Origin of the sequence: Streptococcus oralis (assembly GCF_023110435.1) — a bacterium.
GTDB lineage: Bacteria > Bacillota > Bacilli > Lactobacillales > Streptococcaceae > Streptococcus > Streptococcus oralis_CF.
In genome coordinates this window covers 341,887-356,764 of sequence record NZ_JALDWB010000001.1, presented here as the reverse complement: position 1 = coordinate 356,764, position 14,878 = coordinate 341,887, and the positions used below count along the sequence as shown (strand labels likewise).

At 41.1% G+C, this 14,878-nt stretch carries 19 protein-coding genes; 1 reads left to right on the top strand and 18 read right to left on the bottom strand.

Going from position 1 to position 14,878, the window contains the following annotated elements; all coding sequences use genetic code 11:
* Positions 1-22: 22 nt before the first annotated feature.
* The 11 genes from M1F97_RS01825 to M1F97_RS01775 all read right to left on the bottom strand — a co-directional run bounded on the left by M1F97_RS01825 (position 23) and on the right by M1F97_RS01775 (position 7,562).
* A complete protein-coding gene (locus M1F97_RS01825; protein WP_247944001.1) occupies positions 23-643 on the bottom strand; it encodes a TIGR01906 family membrane protein in 621 nt (206 codons plus the stop codon).
* Complete coding sequence (locus tag M1F97_RS01820) at positions 633-1,406, bottom strand: TIGR01457 family HAD-type hydrolase (protein ID WP_247944000.1); 774 nt, start codon at positions 1,404-1,406, stop codon at positions 633-635. Before M1F97_RS01820 ends, M1F97_RS01825 begins: the two co-directional genes overlap by 11 nt.
* Before the next feature lie 10 nt (positions 1,407-1,416).
* Positions 1,417-2,154 (bottom strand): acyl-[acyl-carrier-protein] thioesterase, encoded by a 738-nt coding sequence (locus M1F97_RS01815; protein WP_247943999.1) that lies wholly within the window; start codon positions 2,152-2,154, stop codon positions 1,417-1,419.
* 4 nt (positions 2,155-2,158) lie between these two features.
* Entirely contained in the window at positions 2,159-3,289 is a 1,131-nt protein-coding gene (hemW, locus tag M1F97_RS01810; RefSeq protein ID WP_247943998.1) for a radical SAM family heme chaperone HemW, read from the bottom strand.
* Positions 3,290-3,361: 72 nt separating this feature from the next.
* Positions 3,362-3,760, bottom strand: coding sequence for a YtxH domain-containing protein (locus M1F97_RS01805; RefSeq protein ID WP_247943997.1), 399 nt, complete (start codon positions 3,758-3,760; stop codon positions 3,362-3,364).
* Between the two features lie 15 nt (positions 3,761-3,775).
* On the bottom strand, positions 3,776-4,159 hold the full coding sequence (locus M1F97_RS01800) for a DUF948 domain-containing protein (protein ID WP_084945913.1): 384 nt from the start codon (positions 4,157-4,159) through the stop codon (positions 3,776-3,778).
* A complete protein-coding gene (gene lgt, locus M1F97_RS01795) occupies positions 4,160-4,948 on the bottom strand; it encodes a prolipoprotein diacylglyceryl transferase (RefSeq protein WP_038805992.1) in 789 nt (262 codons plus the stop codon).
* Positions 4,941-5,876, bottom strand: a complete 936-nt coding sequence (gene hprK, locus M1F97_RS01790; protein WP_038805477.1) for an HPr(Ser) kinase/phosphatase — start codon at positions 5,874-5,876, stop codon at positions 4,941-4,943. The genes lgt and hprK overlap by 8 nt, the downstream gene beginning before the upstream one ends.
* Before the next feature lie 131 nt (positions 5,877-6,007).
* Positions 6,008-6,184 (bottom strand): 30S ribosomal protein S21, encoded by a 177-nt coding sequence (gene rpsU, locus M1F97_RS01785; RefSeq protein WP_000048054.1) that lies wholly within the window; start codon positions 6,182-6,184, stop codon positions 6,008-6,010.
* A 79-nt stretch (positions 6,185-6,263) separates the two neighbouring features.
* Positions 6,264-6,776, bottom strand: a complete 513-nt coding sequence (locus M1F97_RS01780) for a hypothetical protein (RefSeq protein WP_169446294.1) — start codon at positions 6,774-6,776, stop codon at positions 6,264-6,266.
* A gap of 78 nt (positions 6,777-6,854) precedes the next feature.
* Entirely contained in the window at positions 6,855-7,562 is a 708-nt protein-coding gene (locus M1F97_RS01775) for a glucosamine-6-phosphate deaminase (protein ID WP_247943996.1), read from the bottom strand.
* A 147-nt stretch (positions 7,563-7,709) separates the two neighbouring features.
* Here M1F97_RS01775 and queA point away from each other — a divergent pair, with 147 nt between their 5' ends.
* Positions 7,710-8,738, top strand: a complete 1,029-nt coding sequence (gene queA, locus M1F97_RS01770) for a tRNA preQ1(34) S-adenosylmethionine ribosyltransferase-isomerase QueA (RefSeq protein WP_247944313.1) — start codon at positions 7,710-7,712, stop codon at positions 8,736-8,738.
* A 61-nt stretch (positions 8,739-8,799) separates the two neighbouring features.
* On the opposite strand, the gene M1F97_RS01765 is transcribed toward queA, so the two are convergent.
* From M1F97_RS01765 to M1F97_RS01735, 7 genes are all read right to left on the bottom strand, one after another.
* Positions 8,800-9,507 (bottom strand): B3/B4 domain-containing protein, encoded by a 708-nt coding sequence (locus tag M1F97_RS01765; protein ID WP_247943995.1) that lies wholly within the window; start codon positions 9,505-9,507, stop codon positions 8,800-8,802.
* A gap of 13 nt (positions 9,508-9,520) precedes the next feature.
* The gene (locus M1F97_RS01760; protein ID WP_061417117.1) at positions 9,521-9,973 is read right to left on the bottom strand and encodes a MarR family winged helix-turn-helix transcriptional regulator; all 453 of its coding nucleotides are present in this window, start codon (positions 9,971-9,973) and stop codon (positions 9,521-9,523) included.
* An 89-nt stretch (positions 9,974-10,062) separates the two neighbouring features.
* A complete protein-coding gene (locus tag M1F97_RS01755) occupies positions 10,063-10,947 on the bottom strand; it encodes a YihY/virulence factor BrkB family protein (protein ID WP_247943994.1) in 885 nt (294 codons plus the stop codon).
* Positions 10,948-10,982: 35 nt separating this feature from the next.
* On the bottom strand, positions 10,983-13,037 hold the full coding sequence (locus M1F97_RS01750; RefSeq protein WP_247943993.1) for a cation:proton antiporter: 2,055 nt from the start codon (positions 13,035-13,037) through the stop codon (positions 10,983-10,985).
* Between the two features lie 11 nt (positions 13,038-13,048).
* On the bottom strand, positions 13,049-13,303 hold the full coding sequence (locus M1F97_RS01745) for a hypothetical protein (protein ID WP_000361095.1): 255 nt from the start codon (positions 13,301-13,303) through the stop codon (positions 13,049-13,051).
* The gene (locus tag M1F97_RS01740; protein WP_247943992.1) at positions 13,296-13,853 is read right to left on the bottom strand and encodes a tRNA (mnm(5)s(2)U34)-methyltransferase; all 558 of its coding nucleotides are present in this window, start codon (positions 13,851-13,853) and stop codon (positions 13,296-13,298) included. The genes M1F97_RS01745 and M1F97_RS01740 overlap by 8 nt, the downstream gene beginning before the upstream one ends.
* The gene (locus tag M1F97_RS01735; protein WP_223326572.1) at positions 13,837-14,793 is read right to left on the bottom strand and encodes a TIGR01212 family radical SAM protein; all 957 of its coding nucleotides are present in this window, start codon (positions 14,791-14,793) and stop codon (positions 13,837-13,839) included. Before M1F97_RS01735 ends, M1F97_RS01740 begins: the two co-directional genes overlap by 17 nt.
* Positions 14,794-14,878 lie beyond the last annotated feature (85 nt).

Below are 14,878 nucleotides of genomic sequence, written 5' to 3'. Positions count from 1 at the left end.
TCTATTTTATCAATGCAACACATTAAAGTATTCTACGACTTTTCAAATAAAGGAAGCCAAAGAAGCTTTCATAGAGTCCAAAGAAGAGAAGGAAAGCATGGAGGAAGAAGGTCTCTGGTAAAATCAAAATAACGGGATCCTTTGCGGGATCAAATAGCCAGGTATCATCTCCCACAAAGAGAATCTGATGAAAGAGAGTAAAGAATTGCTCAAAACCAATCAACACTCCCACAAGCCCAATGACTAGAGGCAATAGCACTAAAGCCAGGATACTTTTACGATAGAGGGGTAGAAAGCCTTTTTTTACAATATTTTTAACAAAGAAATAGAAACTTGGTAGCGTCACTAGGGCAACTAGCTGAACTAAGTGGAAGAGATTCTTCACCACCGCAAAGTGGTGTAAACCAGCCACTGACGAACGAAAATCTGGCATCTCTAAAACCTGACTAAAGGGATTGGTCAGGTAATTCATCAAGATATGAAAGTTATACAGAATGGTTTCTGGCTTTAGATAGACTCGATTCGCTAAGTTCAGCCACTCAATCTCCAAAGGATAGAAAATCCATGCCAGATAAATGGTTAAGAGAATAGAAAGGGAGAGGAAAAAAAGCATACTTCCCCAAAAAGTTAGTTTAATTTTCATCAAAATCCCACTCCGCAAGGCTAGAAAGCACATGAGTTGGGGCGATTGGCAAGTCCGCCACTTCTTCTGCCTTGGTAAAACCTGTCGTCACCAAGAGCGTTGGAATGCCATTGTCAATCCCTGCTCGGATATCTGTCAGGTAGTTATCCCCCACCATGAGCAATTCTTCTCGTTTCAAGCCCAAGTGCTCAACAGCCTTGTCCATAATGATAGTATTTGGTTTCCCAATATAAACCGGTTTTACCCGAGTTGCCACTTCAAGAAGGGTTATCAGTGAACCAGCACCTGGCAAGAGACCACGCTCTGTTGGAATATTGAGGTCTGGATTGGTTCCGATAAAATGAGCACCTTTTTGAATAGCTAGTGTAGCTGTCGCAAATTTTTCATAGTCGACTTGCCAGTCCAGTCCAACTACCACATAGGCTGGATTGTCCTTGTCTTCGACATAACCAGCCGCTTTAATGGCATCTTTGAGCCCTGCTTCACCGATGACATAGACTGTCTTTTCCAGTCCCAAGTCGTTCATATAGTCGATGGTTGCCAAAGTCGCTGTATAGACAGTTGACAGAGGGGTATTAATGTTAAAATTCTGAGCCAACATCTCTTGAACACTCTCAGGAGTACGAGTTGTATTGTTGGTTACAAAGAGATAGGGAATCTCTCGTTTTTGCAATTCATGCACAAAAGCCTCACCCGCGGGAATTCGGTCCTTCCCCTTGTAAATGGTTCCGTCTAAATCAATTAAATAACCTTTATAAGCCATATCGCCCTTTCTAATTGCCTTTAATTTCTTGCCATGTAATCATAGCTTGGGCATTGATCTCGCCATCACTGATAATCTCATGCTTGCTTTCTAGTCCATTGAGTTCATATGCTGAAGCAATCATACCACCTGGTCGCACTTCTTTGACATATTTGAGATTGATTTTCTTTGGAATATACTTGGTCAAAAAGTCTGCTCCCATGACCTCAAAAATCCAATCCAGATATTTACTATTATTGACATGACCATTCATATCCAAGTCGTAAAAACGAACATGGTAGTCTTTACTGATCGGGTTTTCTAGATTTGCATACTTTGGCCCACGGATGAGTTTTTTATCAAACTCAGACTGGTAAGGCGCAACAATCTCCGGTTCGACAGCATGGACTTTACGACTGTCTCTGTCCATGAGAACAAAGGTTGCTAACATGCGAATGATTTCTTGGCCTGCTTCATCATAGATGGTGAAACGGCGGTAGCAAAAAAGACGATTGTAAGTCAATGCTTCTGTTTCAATCGTAATCTCCTCAGCAAAGCGAGGCAAGCGAACCACGTCAATCGCATAGTCTGTAATAATCCAGACCAGATTGTAGCGCTCCAACACGTCCTTGTCACTGACTCCTAGCTCAATCGATTGCATACCTGATACTTGCAGGGACAGCAAAATCACATCTGGAAGTTTGATATGACCGTTCATGTCCGCCATATCAAAAGGAATTTTCATTTTCATTTGATAAGTTAAGCCCATTGTTCTACTCCAAAATAAATCGTTCTGCTACAGTGTCTCCCAAAAAGAGACCTCTCTTTGTCATTCGGACACGATCACCGTCGATCTGCATGAGACCTTGTTGAACCAAGTCTCTGATGATTTCGCCATAAAGTCCATCAAAGGACCGTCCGAATTTTTCCTCAAATCGTGCCATGGAAACCCCAGATTTCTTGCGGAGTCCTAGAAACATTTCTTCTTCCATCTGCTCCCTTTGACTCAGGAGTTCTTCTGTAACCCGAGCATTTCCTGCCTCTACCGCATTGAGATAGTGGCGGATAGGACCGTGGTTTTTATAACGCACTCCGTCCACATAACCTGAAGCACCCGCACCAATACCATAATACTCAGCATTGTCCCAGTACATGAGATTGTGGCGACTTTCAAAGCCCGGCTTGGAGAAATTTGAAATCTCATAATGCTCAAAGCCAGCTCGCTCCAGTTCTGCGATGATATACTCAAACATCTCTGCTTCTAACTCTTCCTTGGGCAGAGGCAACTTCCCACGTCTCATGCGGTTCATAAAGACCGTATGATTCTCCAAAATCAAGCTATAAAGGCTCATATGAGGAATATCAAGCGAGATAGCCTTAGCTACATTGTCCTTGACCTGATCCATAGTTTGACCAGGTAGAGCATAAATCAAGTCGATGGAGATATTGTCAAAACCAGCCAGTTTGAGGCGGTCGATATTTTCATAAATATCCTTCTCCAAGTGACTACGCCCAATCTTTTTCAGCATTTTGTCATCAAAGGTCTGCACACCTAGAGAGACACGATTGACTGGCGAATGTTTCAAAACCGCAATCTTATCCGCGTCCAAGTCTCCTGGATTGGCCTCAATGGTCAACTCTTCCAAGACAGACAAGTCCAGATTTTTAGTCAAACCATCCAAGAGCACCTCTAATTGCGGAGCTGACAAAGCCGTTGGTGTCCCACCTCCAATGTAGAGGGTTCGCAACTTTTGGATATCATAAGAACGAAACTCTTCTAGCAAATGCTCCAGATAACTATCTACTGGCTGATTTTTAATAAAAACTTTTGAAAAGTCACAATAATAACAAATCTGTGTGCAAAAGGGGATATGCACATAGGCGGACGTTGGTTTTTTCTGCATAGTATTTATTATACCACAAAGACTGGTTGCAGATAAAAATCACCATCTCCAAAAATCAGAGATGGTGATACATTATACTTCAGTAATATCGATGATGATTTCTTCTTGGTCTTCAGCGACGTCTGGAGTTGCTGACTGTTCTTGCCACTGCTCCTTGAGATTGTTAAAGGTTTCCTTTGACACTTCTGTCGCTTGTCGAGCACATGTTTTGGCTTGGTCAAGGACACTATCAAAAGTGATTTCACCAGATTCTACTTGTTCCTTTGTTTTCAGCACAAAGTCCCTTGCCTGTTCCTTCACTTCAGTTAGTTTCTCACAAACCTGCTCTCTAGCATATTCTGGATCTTCTCTCAAATCATCTAGAAAATCCTGAGCTTGACTACAAACTTGCTTACCCTTGTCACTGGTTAAGAACAAGGCAAGAGCTGCACCTGAAACTGTTCCTAAAAGGATTGAGGATAGTTTACCCATAAGATTTCTCCTTTTCTATTTTTTGAAAATTTTACTTGCGAAACGAAGAGCTGACAATCCTGCACCTGTTTTAATGGTCTTTGAACCAGCAGATGAAGCCTTTTTACCTAAAACACGTGCATGTTGGTTGAGATCAGATACTGACTCAGATAAGTCCGCTACAGCTGTAAAAAGTGGATCAATCGTCGCAACTTTGATATTGATATCATCTGCCAACACATTAACCTTAACCAACAATTCATTGGTCTGATGCAAGGTAACGTTCACATCTGAGCTCAACGTTTTGATGGTTTTCTCCGTCTCATCAATCATACGACCTGCTTTTTGAATCGTGATTGTCAGATAGACTAAACAGACAATCAAAGCAATCGCAACAAGAATATATGCAACTTCTAACATTTATTTTTCCTCCTCTGTATGATAGAAAGGGGCTTTCTTTCGATTTTGATAAAGTATGATAAAAATACCGAGTCCGATAAGAACGACTGATAACCATTGGGAAACTCGCAAACCAAAGAACATGAGACTATCGGTCCGCATGCCTTCGATAATCATACGACCAAAGCCATACCAAATCAAGTAGAACGCCGTGATCTGACCGCGTCTGATTCCTTTTAATTTTCGTCTAAAAATCAAAATCAAAGCAAAACCAATCAGATTCCAAACCGACTCATATAAGAAGGTCGGTTGACGGTAGCTCCCCTCGATGTACATCTGGTCACGGATAAAGCCTGGCAAATAATCCAGATTATCTACCGCTGCACCGTAGGCTTCTTGGTTAAAGAAATTCCCCCAGCGGCCTAAACTTTGGGCAACCATGACGCTCGGTGCTGCAATATCTAAGAAATCCCAAGTATTAATCAGCTTTCTATCCGCAAAGATATAAAGGACAATAGCTCCCGCTATCAAACCTCCATAAATGGCCAAACCTCCATTCCAGATGGCGATGATTTCACCTGGATTTTGAAGATAATAATCTAAGCGAAAGAGTACGTAGTATAGTCTAGCACCTAAAATAGCTACCGGAAAAGCAATCAGGATAAAATCCAAAATATCATCTGATAGAATTTTCTTTTTGGGAGCTTCTTTCATGGCAAGATAGACAGCCAAGACCAATCCAGCCACAATACACAAAGCATACCAACGAATGGAAAAAGGACCGATTTCAAATGCAACTGGATTAATCATCTTTCACCTCATTTTTGGAGATGAGATTAGTCAAGCGTTCTTCAAATAAACGCGTCGCATCAAAGCCCATTTCCTTAGCGCGATAGTTCATAGCTGCCGCCTCAATAACAACAGAGATATTGCGTCCTGTTTTTACTGGGATACGGATACGCGGAATCGTTACACCAGAAACTTCTAGTTCTTCGGCATTGTTTCCTAGACGGTCAAAGGTCTTATGGGTATCATAATTTTCCAAGTAAACAGCCAACTGAACTTGTGAAGAATCTTTTACAGCACTTGCTCCGTAGAGACTCATCACGTCAATAATACCCACTCCACGAATCTCAAGTAAATGCTTCAATATTTCAGCGGGCTCTCCCCAAAGAGTCATTTCATCCTTAGCAAAGATATCCACACGGTCATCTGCTACCAAACGGTGTCCGCGTTTCACAAGCTCAAGACCTGTCTCACTCTTACCGATACCACTATCCCCTTGGATCAAGACACCCATGCCATAGATATCCATCAAGACACCATGCACACTCGTACGTTCAGCCAAACGGGAATCAAGGTAGCTAGATAACTCTCCAGATAAACGACTGGTTGATGTTCGACTGGTTAAAATCGCAATCTTACATTCCCTAGCAGCTTTCAACATTTCTTCTGGCACTACCAAACCACGAGCAACGATGACAGCAGGTGTTTCAGGTAGAAACATTTTCTTCAAAACTTGATAACGGTTATGGGCAGGCATAGCGACCAAATAGGACCACTCCTTCATCCCTAACAGTTGAATCCGTTCTGGAGTATAGTAATCAAAATAGCCCGTCATTTCAAGACCTGGTCTCATAATGTCTGCAGTGTTGATTTCCTTTTCAAGTAACTCGCCTTCACCATAGACAATATCTAGTCTGAGCTTTTCAATGACTTCTCTTACTAAAACCGACATAATTTCCTCCTTCAATCGAGTTCTCCCTACTATTATATCAAATTGTGGTTGGAAGTTTCCTTTTTTTGCAGGATTTACAGTATTTATTTGGAAAGAAAAAAGACTAGACAAGTCTAGCCTTTCATTTCAAATTAGAATTTTTTACGTTTACGAGCTGCTTCTGATTTACGTTTACGTTTTACAGAAGGTTTTTCATAGAATTCACGTTTGCGTGTTTCTTGAAGAGTACCAGCTTTAGTAACCGCACGTTTGAAACGACGAAGTGCATCGTCAAGAGATTCATTCTTACGTACTACTGTTTTAGACATTTTTTTCACTCCCTTCAAGTTCAAGATCTATTCCATTTTACACACAAAGTGAATAATTGTCAAGGGAAAACTAAGTTTTTTATTTTTCATAATGACTAATAATATAGTCCACCATCTCCTCCATCTCTACTTCAGATAAAGGTAATTCCCAGTTTGTTGTTTCCATTTTAAGAAAAGCATCACTGACTTTCAGTTCATTATCTGGTTTTCCATCTTTATTATCTGATTCCTCATTTTTTCCAAATATGATACCTATCCTATCATATAAAACATGAAGATTCTTTTCATTATTTGGATCAATATCAAAAGACTGTAAAGAAATTAAGATGTCATTTCCTTTATATGACAAATCAATCCACATATGATTTGATAAATCATATGGTCTTGATAAAGTCCCACCTGATGAGTAATCTTTTTTTCCATATCCTCGACCTGCCCTTACAAATGTATTAGTACCATCTTTCTCCTTTAAAAAAATTAAGTTTCCATCACTATCTCTCTTGCTTAAAAGAAAGTCTTTTATTCTATTTTTCTCTTCTAGCCTAGCGCTCTTATATGCTTCTTTTATTTTTAGAAAATCTTCTTTATTCATGTTATCCTCCTAAAGTTAAGTTGAAGTTTTATATGTCTAAAACCACTCACTCCAAAGAGCAAGTGGTTCTTGTACTTTTTATTTTTCAAGCAAGCTAAGCGCTGCTGCATCCGCAATAATAGTCACATCAGGGTGGTTTTGTAGACTACTTGCTGGGAGGTTCTCAGTTACTGGGCCTGATACTGTTCCAGCAATGGCTTCTGCTTTCGACTCACCGTAAGCAAAGAGGATAATTGACTTGGCATCCAAGATGTTTTTAATTCCCATTGAAATGGCTTGAGTTGGAACGTCTTCAATCTTGTCAAAGAAGCGAGCATTGGCTTCGATTGTGGACTGGTCAAGCTCAACTAAGTGCGTTTGACTGTCAAATGGAGTACCAGGCTCATTAAAGCCGATATGTCCATTGCGACCGATTCCCAAGATTTGCAAATCAACTGGATGGTCAGCCAAAATTTGGTTGTAGCGTTCAACCTCAGCTTCAGCATTGTCCTTAATCCCACGAGGTAAGAAGCTTTCTTTAAATGGTTTTTGGTTGAACAAGTTTTCTTGCATGAAGTAACGGTAAGACTGTGGATTGTCCCCATCAAGCCCTACATACTCATCGAGGTTTACACTGGTTAGATTTGAAAAATCAAGGTCGCTCTCAACGATTTCCTTGTAAAATTCAAGCGGGCTACTTCCTGTCGCAAGTCCTAGAGTCTGAGCACCATTGGCCAATTTTTCCTTCAAAATCTCAAAAGCTACTTTTCCACCTTCGACTTGATTCTCAACTTTTATAACTTTCATTTTATATCCTCCATGTTTCTATATTTATTATATGGTATAGACCAATTTTTGTCAAGTGAAAACGATTTAATTTCCAAAAAAAGAGCGTCCAAACTTGAAACGTGTTATAATGGATAAGATTAGAAGTTAGAAAGAATGATGAAAAAAATGAATACAGCTGATTTTGATTTCCACTTGCCTGAGGAATTGATTGCCCAAACACCACTTGAAAAACGAGATGCCTCCAAACTCCTCATCGTCAACCGAGAGAGGGGAGAATTTCAGGATAAGCACTTCCACTCCATTATTGATATGCTGGAACCTGGTGATGCCCTTGTCATGAACGACACTCGCGTTCTCCCTGCCCGCCTCTATGGTCAAAAGGAAGAGACTGGAGGCCATGTGGAACTTCTCCTACTCAAAAATACTAGTGGTGATGAGTGGGAAGTTCTGGCTAAACCTGCCAAACGCCTCAAGGTTGGCACTCGTGTCAACTTTGGCGATGGTCGCCTCAGCGCTGTCATTACGGAAGAATTGACCCACGGAGGCCGCATTGTCTGCTTCGAATACCAAGGAATTTTCCTAGAAGTCTTGGAAAGTCTGGGAGAAATGCCACTACCACCTTATATCCATGAAAAATTGGATGACCGTGAACGCTATCAAACGGTCTACGCTAAAGAAAGTGGGTCTGCTGCTGCACCGACTGCTGGACTACACTTTACTAAAGAACTGCTAGCAGAAATCCAAGCCAAGGGTGTCCATTTGGTTTATTTAACGCTCCACGTTGGTTTAGGAACCTTTAGACCCGTTTCTGTTGACAATCTGGACGAACACGAAATGCACTCAGAGTTCTACCAACTTTCTGATGAAGCAGCTGCCACCCTTCGCTCAGTCAAGGAAAATGGTGGACGCGTTATCGCTGTTGGAACTACTTCGATCCGCACACTGGAAACCATCGGTTCCAAGTTTGATGGGCAAATCCAAGCAGATTCTGGCTGGACCAATATCTTTATCAAACCTGGTTACGAGTGGAAGGTTGTCGATGCCTTCTCAACCAACTTCCACCTACCCAAGTCAACTCTCGTTATGCTGGTTTCCGCCTTTGCAGGCCGTGACTTAGTCTTAGATGCCTATCACCATGCCATTCAAGAACACTACCGTTTCTTCAGTTTCGGTGATGCCATGTTTATCTATTAAAAATAGCTCCGTCATTTCTTTAGGAAATTTTATTCCTAAGAGATGACAGGGCTATTTCTGTTTAAAGTGTAATTTCTGGGGACTCAGAAGTTAGATGAACCAGTTTGCCTTGAACACCAAAGTAGTCCTTTACCAAGTCCTGTAATTCTTCCATGGCAGCCCGAGCACGTCTTGCCTGTTCAGCATTGATCGCTTCAATTACTAAGACAGCATCCTTTGTCTCTTCTGTCAACATGGTTCTCTGTGCCTCTCTCCAGTTGAGACAGCGACAAACCGCTCCTTCATCATCGTAATAGATCAGCTCTTCTGGAAGTGCAGGAGCATCGTTTTCAGCTCCTAGTGGAAAGAAAGGTTCTCCTCCCTTAGCCTGACCAAGATGAAGATTGCCTACAATCTTGTTCACATCTTCGCCACCACAGGGAACCGCATAAGATAGAGAGACACTATTATAGATGTCTACCAAGGGATTGATGGGATTGAACTCTCTTCCCTGACTGACCCTTTTAAGCAGAGCTTCTATAGAGGAGCGTGCTCCTTTTTTCGTTTTGAACTTGCTGAAAGCCTGACGCCATTCTTGAATGACATCATTCTGAGTAAAATTCTCATCCGAAATGAAATCCTCAGCTCGTTTAGCTCCCTTATCTAGCAAGGTTTTGAAATAGGGATCCTTGCTTTCATCAACTGTATTATCTAATCCCTTTACTACTAAAACGCTAATCTGTGCTTCTGGAAACAAGCTCCAAAATTCATTTTCAACGATAACTTTCATCTTTCACCTCTTATTATAAATAATTTCTTTTCTGGCCTTTTTTGACCATATCCCAATCACTTGTAATATTTTTTCTAACCCGAATTAGTAGGCTCTCCAGTTCCCTGGCCTCTTCCCTAGAAAATCCTTTTAGGGCAGAATTCTCTGAATAGTGATGTTCAGCAAGGATAAAAGGATAAAGTGCCTCTCCTTTTTCAGTGACAAACCACTCTTTATTTTTCCGATTTGTACTGGTTATTCCTTGTTTTATTAACCCCTTTTCTTCCAGTTTTTTTACTGAACGAGCAACTGTCGAACGGTCAACCTTCAGTAAATCCGACAAGGCTTCTTGAATGATTCCTGGATTCTCCTTGATTCGTACTAAATAAAGATATTGCCCACGAGCTAGTTCAATATCACGAAACTCAATATTCGCAATAGAATCTAGGGCACGGGCTATAACTCCGATTTCGCGTAATAACGACATGTTTCCACCTCTCGCATCTATGATGATAGAATAGCACATTTTTATTGCAAATGCAACAAAAAGACACTTTGAAAACAAAGTGTCTTTTTTTATTCTTCATTTTTTGAAAAGAATGTGTTATCACGAAACTTTGGATCCTTCAAACTCTGCACACTGGCATTGATAACTGCTCCGATAATCAAAATCTTTGCGATGAGAATAAACCAGAACATCATCACTACCACGATAATGGAGCTGAAAAATCGGACATCAACTAGATGGTTGACATAGTTATTGAAATAGACAGAAAAGATATTCAAAAGAAAGACAAGTGTCAGCAAAACAAAGATACTGCCAGGAAAAACGTAGCGAATACGAGGGACTCTGACATTTGGAAGGAAATAGTAGAGCATGACCAAGATGGCAAAGAGTAAGGCATAAATCAAAGGGCCTGTAAAGTCCTGTAGATAATCAAAGAAAGGACTGTCTGATTGCCAGTAAGTTTTGAGCAGGTTGAGCAACATACGCCCAAACATACTCAAAAATAAGGCTAGAGCAAAAAGAATTTGCAAGCCAAAGCTGACGAGTAAACTCATCAGTTGATGGGAGATAATTCCTCGGCTCTTAGCCACTCCATAGGCCTTATTAAAAGCTTTTTGGAGGAAATCCATCGATTTCGAGAAGGTCCAAAGGGCAGACAAGACTGCAAAACTCAGCAAACCAGTCGATGGTTGAGTCAGGACTTCTCGGGCAATCTTTGCGACCACATCATAGACCGTATCCGGTACAAATTCCTTGATGGTGAGCAAAAAATTTGAAATCGGAATTTGAAAATAGGGCAAAATATTGACCACTATCATCAGCAAGGGGAAAATTGAAATCAACCAATAGTAGGCAACCGCAACACTGGTCAGTTCACTATCGGAAGTTTGATAGAAATGTAAAAAAGCTTTCAACAAGGGCCGTTCCATCAGCTCTTTCCACCACTTTTTCATGTTGCGATCCTCCTAATACAAGTTGATTTTCTAAACTAATTTCTTCTGACTAATTCCATCATATCATAGGGCAGAGTATTTGCGGCTTCTTTTAGAGAATAATTCTCAAGATTGTTGACATTTTGCCGTAATTTCTTGGCATACTTGGTTGTAATCAACTTCTTCTCTTCGTATTCAAAAATTAACTTACGTTCTAGGTAGTAGCCTCTTAGCATTTCATCGATATTGTTTGGTTTAATACGATTGATAACACGTTCGACAAAGGCACCACTACCGATAATAGCTGTTTCACGCAAGCGAGACTCTTGCATAAAGCTGATCAGACTACTCTTGTAGATTCCTTTTAGGTTTTCCAAACTTTCGATAATCAGCTCCGTATTCTCCAGATAGAGTTCGGATATTTGATCATAATCAATAGCTCGAAGGCGGCGTTGCTCCTTGTCATTCCAACTACGGAAGGTCTGACCAAGAGTCAGCAACTCATGAAGGAGAAAACGTAAGATACGGAGTGATACAAGGAAGTAATAAGTAAGACGAGATGCTACCTTACGATTGATACTCTGCTCCATATTTTTCAGATAGCGCTGGTAAACTTGATAACCACGCTCTCCGATTTTCCCTTCCTCGTAGGCTTGCTCCAAACCATCACTCTCAATACTCAAAATGAGCAGTTTAAGGGCCTCCCAGTCCTCTTGAGCTCTCTTATTTTCCTGACTAAGGATGAGGTTTTCAATCCGACCATGGTAATTGTCAATAGCTGCATACAGAGGAAGTTTGTTCTTGTGATGGTCTAGCTCTTTTTCTAATTCTGTAGCTACATCATTCAAAATCGCTATATGCATCAAGTGATCCTTGCTTTCCTCTTGTTCCTCAGATAAGTGAGGGAGAACCAGCAAACCCGTTAAAAAGCTCAATAGTGTAACGCCTGCTACAAGGAAGAGCAACAAAGGATATTCTTGCTCTAAATGACTTGGTATGAGGAGAATGGTCGCGATAGATACTGTCCCTTTAACACCAGAGAAGGTTAAAAGAAGCATATCTTTCATGTACTTATGAATTTTTTTCTTAAGTCGACGCGTCCTCACAAAGTAAAAACCAGCAATCATGACAAAGCGGATCGCAAAAAGCAAGAAGGTCAGCACGACAACTGAAAGCAGTAAAAGAAGGGGATTGTAGAGAGAATTAGACAGAATTGGCTCCGCAATCAACTCTAACTCCATTCCCAAGAGAACAAAGACAGAGCCGTTTAGCATGAAGCTCACAGTATGCCAGACGGTCTCCGTCACGGTGTCCACCTGAGCCTCAAGGAGCGTAATTTTCTTAAAGCGGCTGGCCTTCAAAATACCTGCAACCACTACTGCGATAATCCCTGAAACATGAAACTCTTCTGCGATAAAAAAGGTCATGAGTGGTAAACTTAGCTCTAGCAATAGTTCACTGGCTATATCTATCGCTCGCACACTCAGTAAAAAGGTATGCAAGAAACGATTGACCATAGCCGTCACAAAACCAACTACAAAGCCACCCAGAATAGAGAGAACCAAGGACTTTCCAGCCTGACCAATAGAAAAAGTTCCTGTTGTCCAAGCAACAAGAGCCATCTGAAAGGCAACCAAACCAGAAGCATCATTTAAAAGGCCTTCTCCTTTTAGGATATTGGAAACCCGTTTGGGAAAACGAAAACGTTCAGAAAGAGATGCAAAGGCAACCAAATCTGTTGGCCCAAGTGCCGCTCCAACTGCTAAACAGGCAGCCAAAGGAAGAGTCATCCAAAGGAAATGAGCCATACCTCCTAAGCTTAAGGTCGAGATAAAAATCACAGGAAAAATCAGAAAGACGACAATCCGCCAGTGCTTCAAAATGGACGTAATATCCGCTTCCTCTGCCTCCCGGAAAAGTAAGGGACCAATAACCATGGCCAGAAACAGCTCTGTATTGAGATGAAAGTCCGCATCGGGAACAAATAAGCCAATCCCAATCCCCAAAAGGATTTGTACTAGGGGGAGGGGTAAAAAAGGCAAAAGTTTATTGGTCGTAGTTGAAACGATTAAGACTAATAAAAATAGAATCAGGTAAATTAGTAGTGTCATCTAGACCCTCCTTAGTCTTTTTTACAACAAAATTCAAACATCTCCTTCTGCTCTTGGATCTTCTGATCAATCTTGGAACAGTCTTTGTGCTCAATTTTTTTCTGACATCGTTCCATTTCAAGAGCCACTAATTTTTTCTTGATTTTAAGCATTTTCTTGCTCATATGTGCTTCGTCGAGCACCCCGACTGCTCGCTCGTGATGCGTTGACTCAACAAAATTTTGGCGCATAGCCTCTAGCTTCTCACGAAGGTATTGTTTATCCATGTCTATATCTTTCTAATTTTTCAATCATAACTAAAAATGGTGGATTGTTAACTTGGTTGAGTGTCCGATAAATGGCAACTGTATACTCTTGTTGGTTCAACTGGCTAACAAAATCCAATACAGCATCCCTCTCAGTATCTCCTCCCTCATGACCATAGTAGATCATGATCGCAATCCGTCCCCCTTTGACAAGCAACTGACAAAGCTTTTCAAGTGCTTCAATGGTAGTCTGAGGTTGTGTGATGACGGATTTGTCAGCAGAAGGTAAATAACCCAGATTAAAAATCCCTGCCTTAGCTTCTGTCACAAATTGGTCCAGTGTCTCATGACCTTGCAAGATTAACTGGGCATTTGTCATTCCAGCCTGATCCAAACGCTCTTGGGTTTTCTCCAAAGCCTGCTCCTGGATATCAAAGGCATAGACTTGCTTGGCTAACTTAGCTAAAAAAAGGGTATCATGGCCATTGCCCATGGTCGCATCCACTACGATATCCTCTTTTGTCACAACTTCCGCCAAAAAATCATGTGCCATCTCAAGTGGTCTTTTCATTTTTAAACTCCTGTTTTACAGCCTTGCATCCTTGCACACTTCCACGACGTCTCATCTCATTCTCTATGCTATTCAAAACTTCCCATTTATTGAGACTCCACATAGGACCAATCAGCATATCTCTAGGCGCATCTCCCGTGATTCGATGGATGACGATATGCTTGGGAATGATTTCCAACTGGTCACAAATGACCTTGACATACTCGTCCTGACTCATCAGTTGCAAGCGTCCCTCATGGTAATCTCGCTGCATCCGTGTATTGGTCATGAGGTGAAGCAAGTGCAGTTTAATTCCTTGAATATCATTATCCGTGACACAGCGACGGACATTTTCAACCATCATTTCATGAGTCTCACCGGGCAAACCATTGATCAAATGGGAAACAATCTCAATCTTGGGATATTTCCTCAAGCGTTTGACTGTTTCCACGTACAATTCATAAGAATGAGCACGGTTAATCAGGTCAGAGGTTGCTTCAAAGGTTGTCTGTAAGCCTAATTCTACCGTCACATGCATGCGTTCCGACAACTCAGCCAAATATTCGATGGTCTCGTCTGGTAAACAGTCCGGACGCGTTCCGATATTGATTCCTACTACACCTGGCTCGTTGATAGCCTGCTCATATCGCTCCCGAATTACCTCTACTTTTTCATGGGTGTTGGTAAAGTTTTGGAAATAAACTAGATACTTTTTAACATCTGGCCATTTGCGGTGCATAAAGTCAATTTCCTTATAAAATTGATCACGGATAGGGGCATCTGGTGCCACAATGGCATCTCCAGAACCAGAAACCGTACAAAAAGTACAGCCCCCATGAGCCACAGTTCCATCACGATTAGGACAGTCAAACCCCGCATCGATAGGAACTTTAAAAGTCTTTTCTCCAAAAAGTTTTCGATAATAATCATTCAAGGTATTGTAAGATTTCATAACTTTCATTATAACAAAAAACACCCACAATCTCAAAAGCTTGACTTTCCTACAAATTCCCTTGTTTCTCATTTCCTTTAGCGTTTTTTTATGA

Coding starts and splice junctions, on each gene's coding strand:
- M1F97_RS01755 (WP_247943994.1), bottom strand. CDS start 10,947: ATGAAAAAGTGGTGGAAAGAGCTGATGGAACGGCCCTTGTTGAAAGCT.
- lgt (WP_038805992.1), bottom strand. CDS start 4,948: ATGATTAATCCAGTTGCATTTGAAATCGGTCCTTTTTCCATTCGTTGG.
- rpsU (WP_000048054.1), bottom strand. CDS start 6,184: ATGTCTAAAACAGTAGTACGTAAGAATGAATCTCTTGACGATGCACTT.
- M1F97_RS01800 (WP_084945913.1), bottom strand. CDS start 4,159: ATGTTAGAAGTTGCATATATTCTTGTTGCGATTGCTTTGATTGTCTGT.
- M1F97_RS01745 (WP_000361095.1), bottom strand. CDS start 13,303: ATGGATAAACAATACCTTCGTGAGAAGCTAGAGGCTATGCGCCAAAAT.
- M1F97_RS01805 (WP_247943997.1), bottom strand. CDS start 3,760: ATGGGTAAACTATCCTCAATCCTTTTAGGAACAGTTTCAGGTGCAGCT.
- hemW (WP_247943998.1), bottom strand. CDS start 3,289: ATGCAGAAAAAACCAACGTCCGCCTATGTGCATATCCCCTTTTGCACA.
- M1F97_RS01740 (WP_247943992.1), bottom strand. CDS start 13,853: ATGAAAAGACCACTTGAGATGGCACATGATTTTTTGGCGGAAGTTGTG.
- hprK (WP_038805477.1), bottom strand. CDS start 5,876: ATGTCGGTTTTAGTAAGAGAAGTCATTGAAAAGCTCAGACTAGATATT.
- M1F97_RS01765 (WP_247943995.1), bottom strand. CDS start 9,507: ATGAAAGTTATCGTTGAAAATGAATTTTGGAGCTTGTTTCCAGAAGCA.
- queA (WP_247944313.1), top strand. CDS start 7,710: ATGAATACAGCTGATTTTGATTTCCACTTGCCTGAGGAATTGATTGCC.
- M1F97_RS01775 (WP_247943996.1), bottom strand. CDS start 7,562: ATGAAAGTTATAAAAGTTGAGAATCAAGTCGAAGGTGGAAAAGTAGCT.
- M1F97_RS01750 (WP_247943993.1), bottom strand. CDS start 13,037: ATGACACTACTAATTTACCTGATTCTATTTTTATTAGTCTTAATCGTT.
- M1F97_RS01735 (WP_223326572.1), bottom strand. CDS start 14,793: ATGAAAGTTATGAAATCTTACAATACCTTGAATGATTATTATCGAAAA.
- M1F97_RS01820 (WP_247944000.1), bottom strand. CDS start 1,406: ATGGCTTATAAAGGTTATTTAATTGATTTAGACGGAACCATTTACAAG.
- M1F97_RS01780 (WP_169446294.1), bottom strand. CDS start 6,776: ATGAATAAAGAAGATTTTCTAAAAATAAAAGAAGCATATAAGAGCGCT.
- M1F97_RS01825 (WP_247944001.1), bottom strand. CDS start 643: ATGAAAATTAAACTAACTTTTTGGGGAAGTATGCTTTTTTTCCTCTCC.
- M1F97_RS01760 (WP_061417117.1), bottom strand. CDS start 9,973: ATGTCGTTATTACGCGAAATCGGAGTTATAGCCCGTGCCCTAGATTCT.
- M1F97_RS01815 (WP_247943999.1), bottom strand. CDS start 2,154: ATGGGCTTAACTTATCAAATGAAAATGAAAATTCCTTTTGATATGGCG.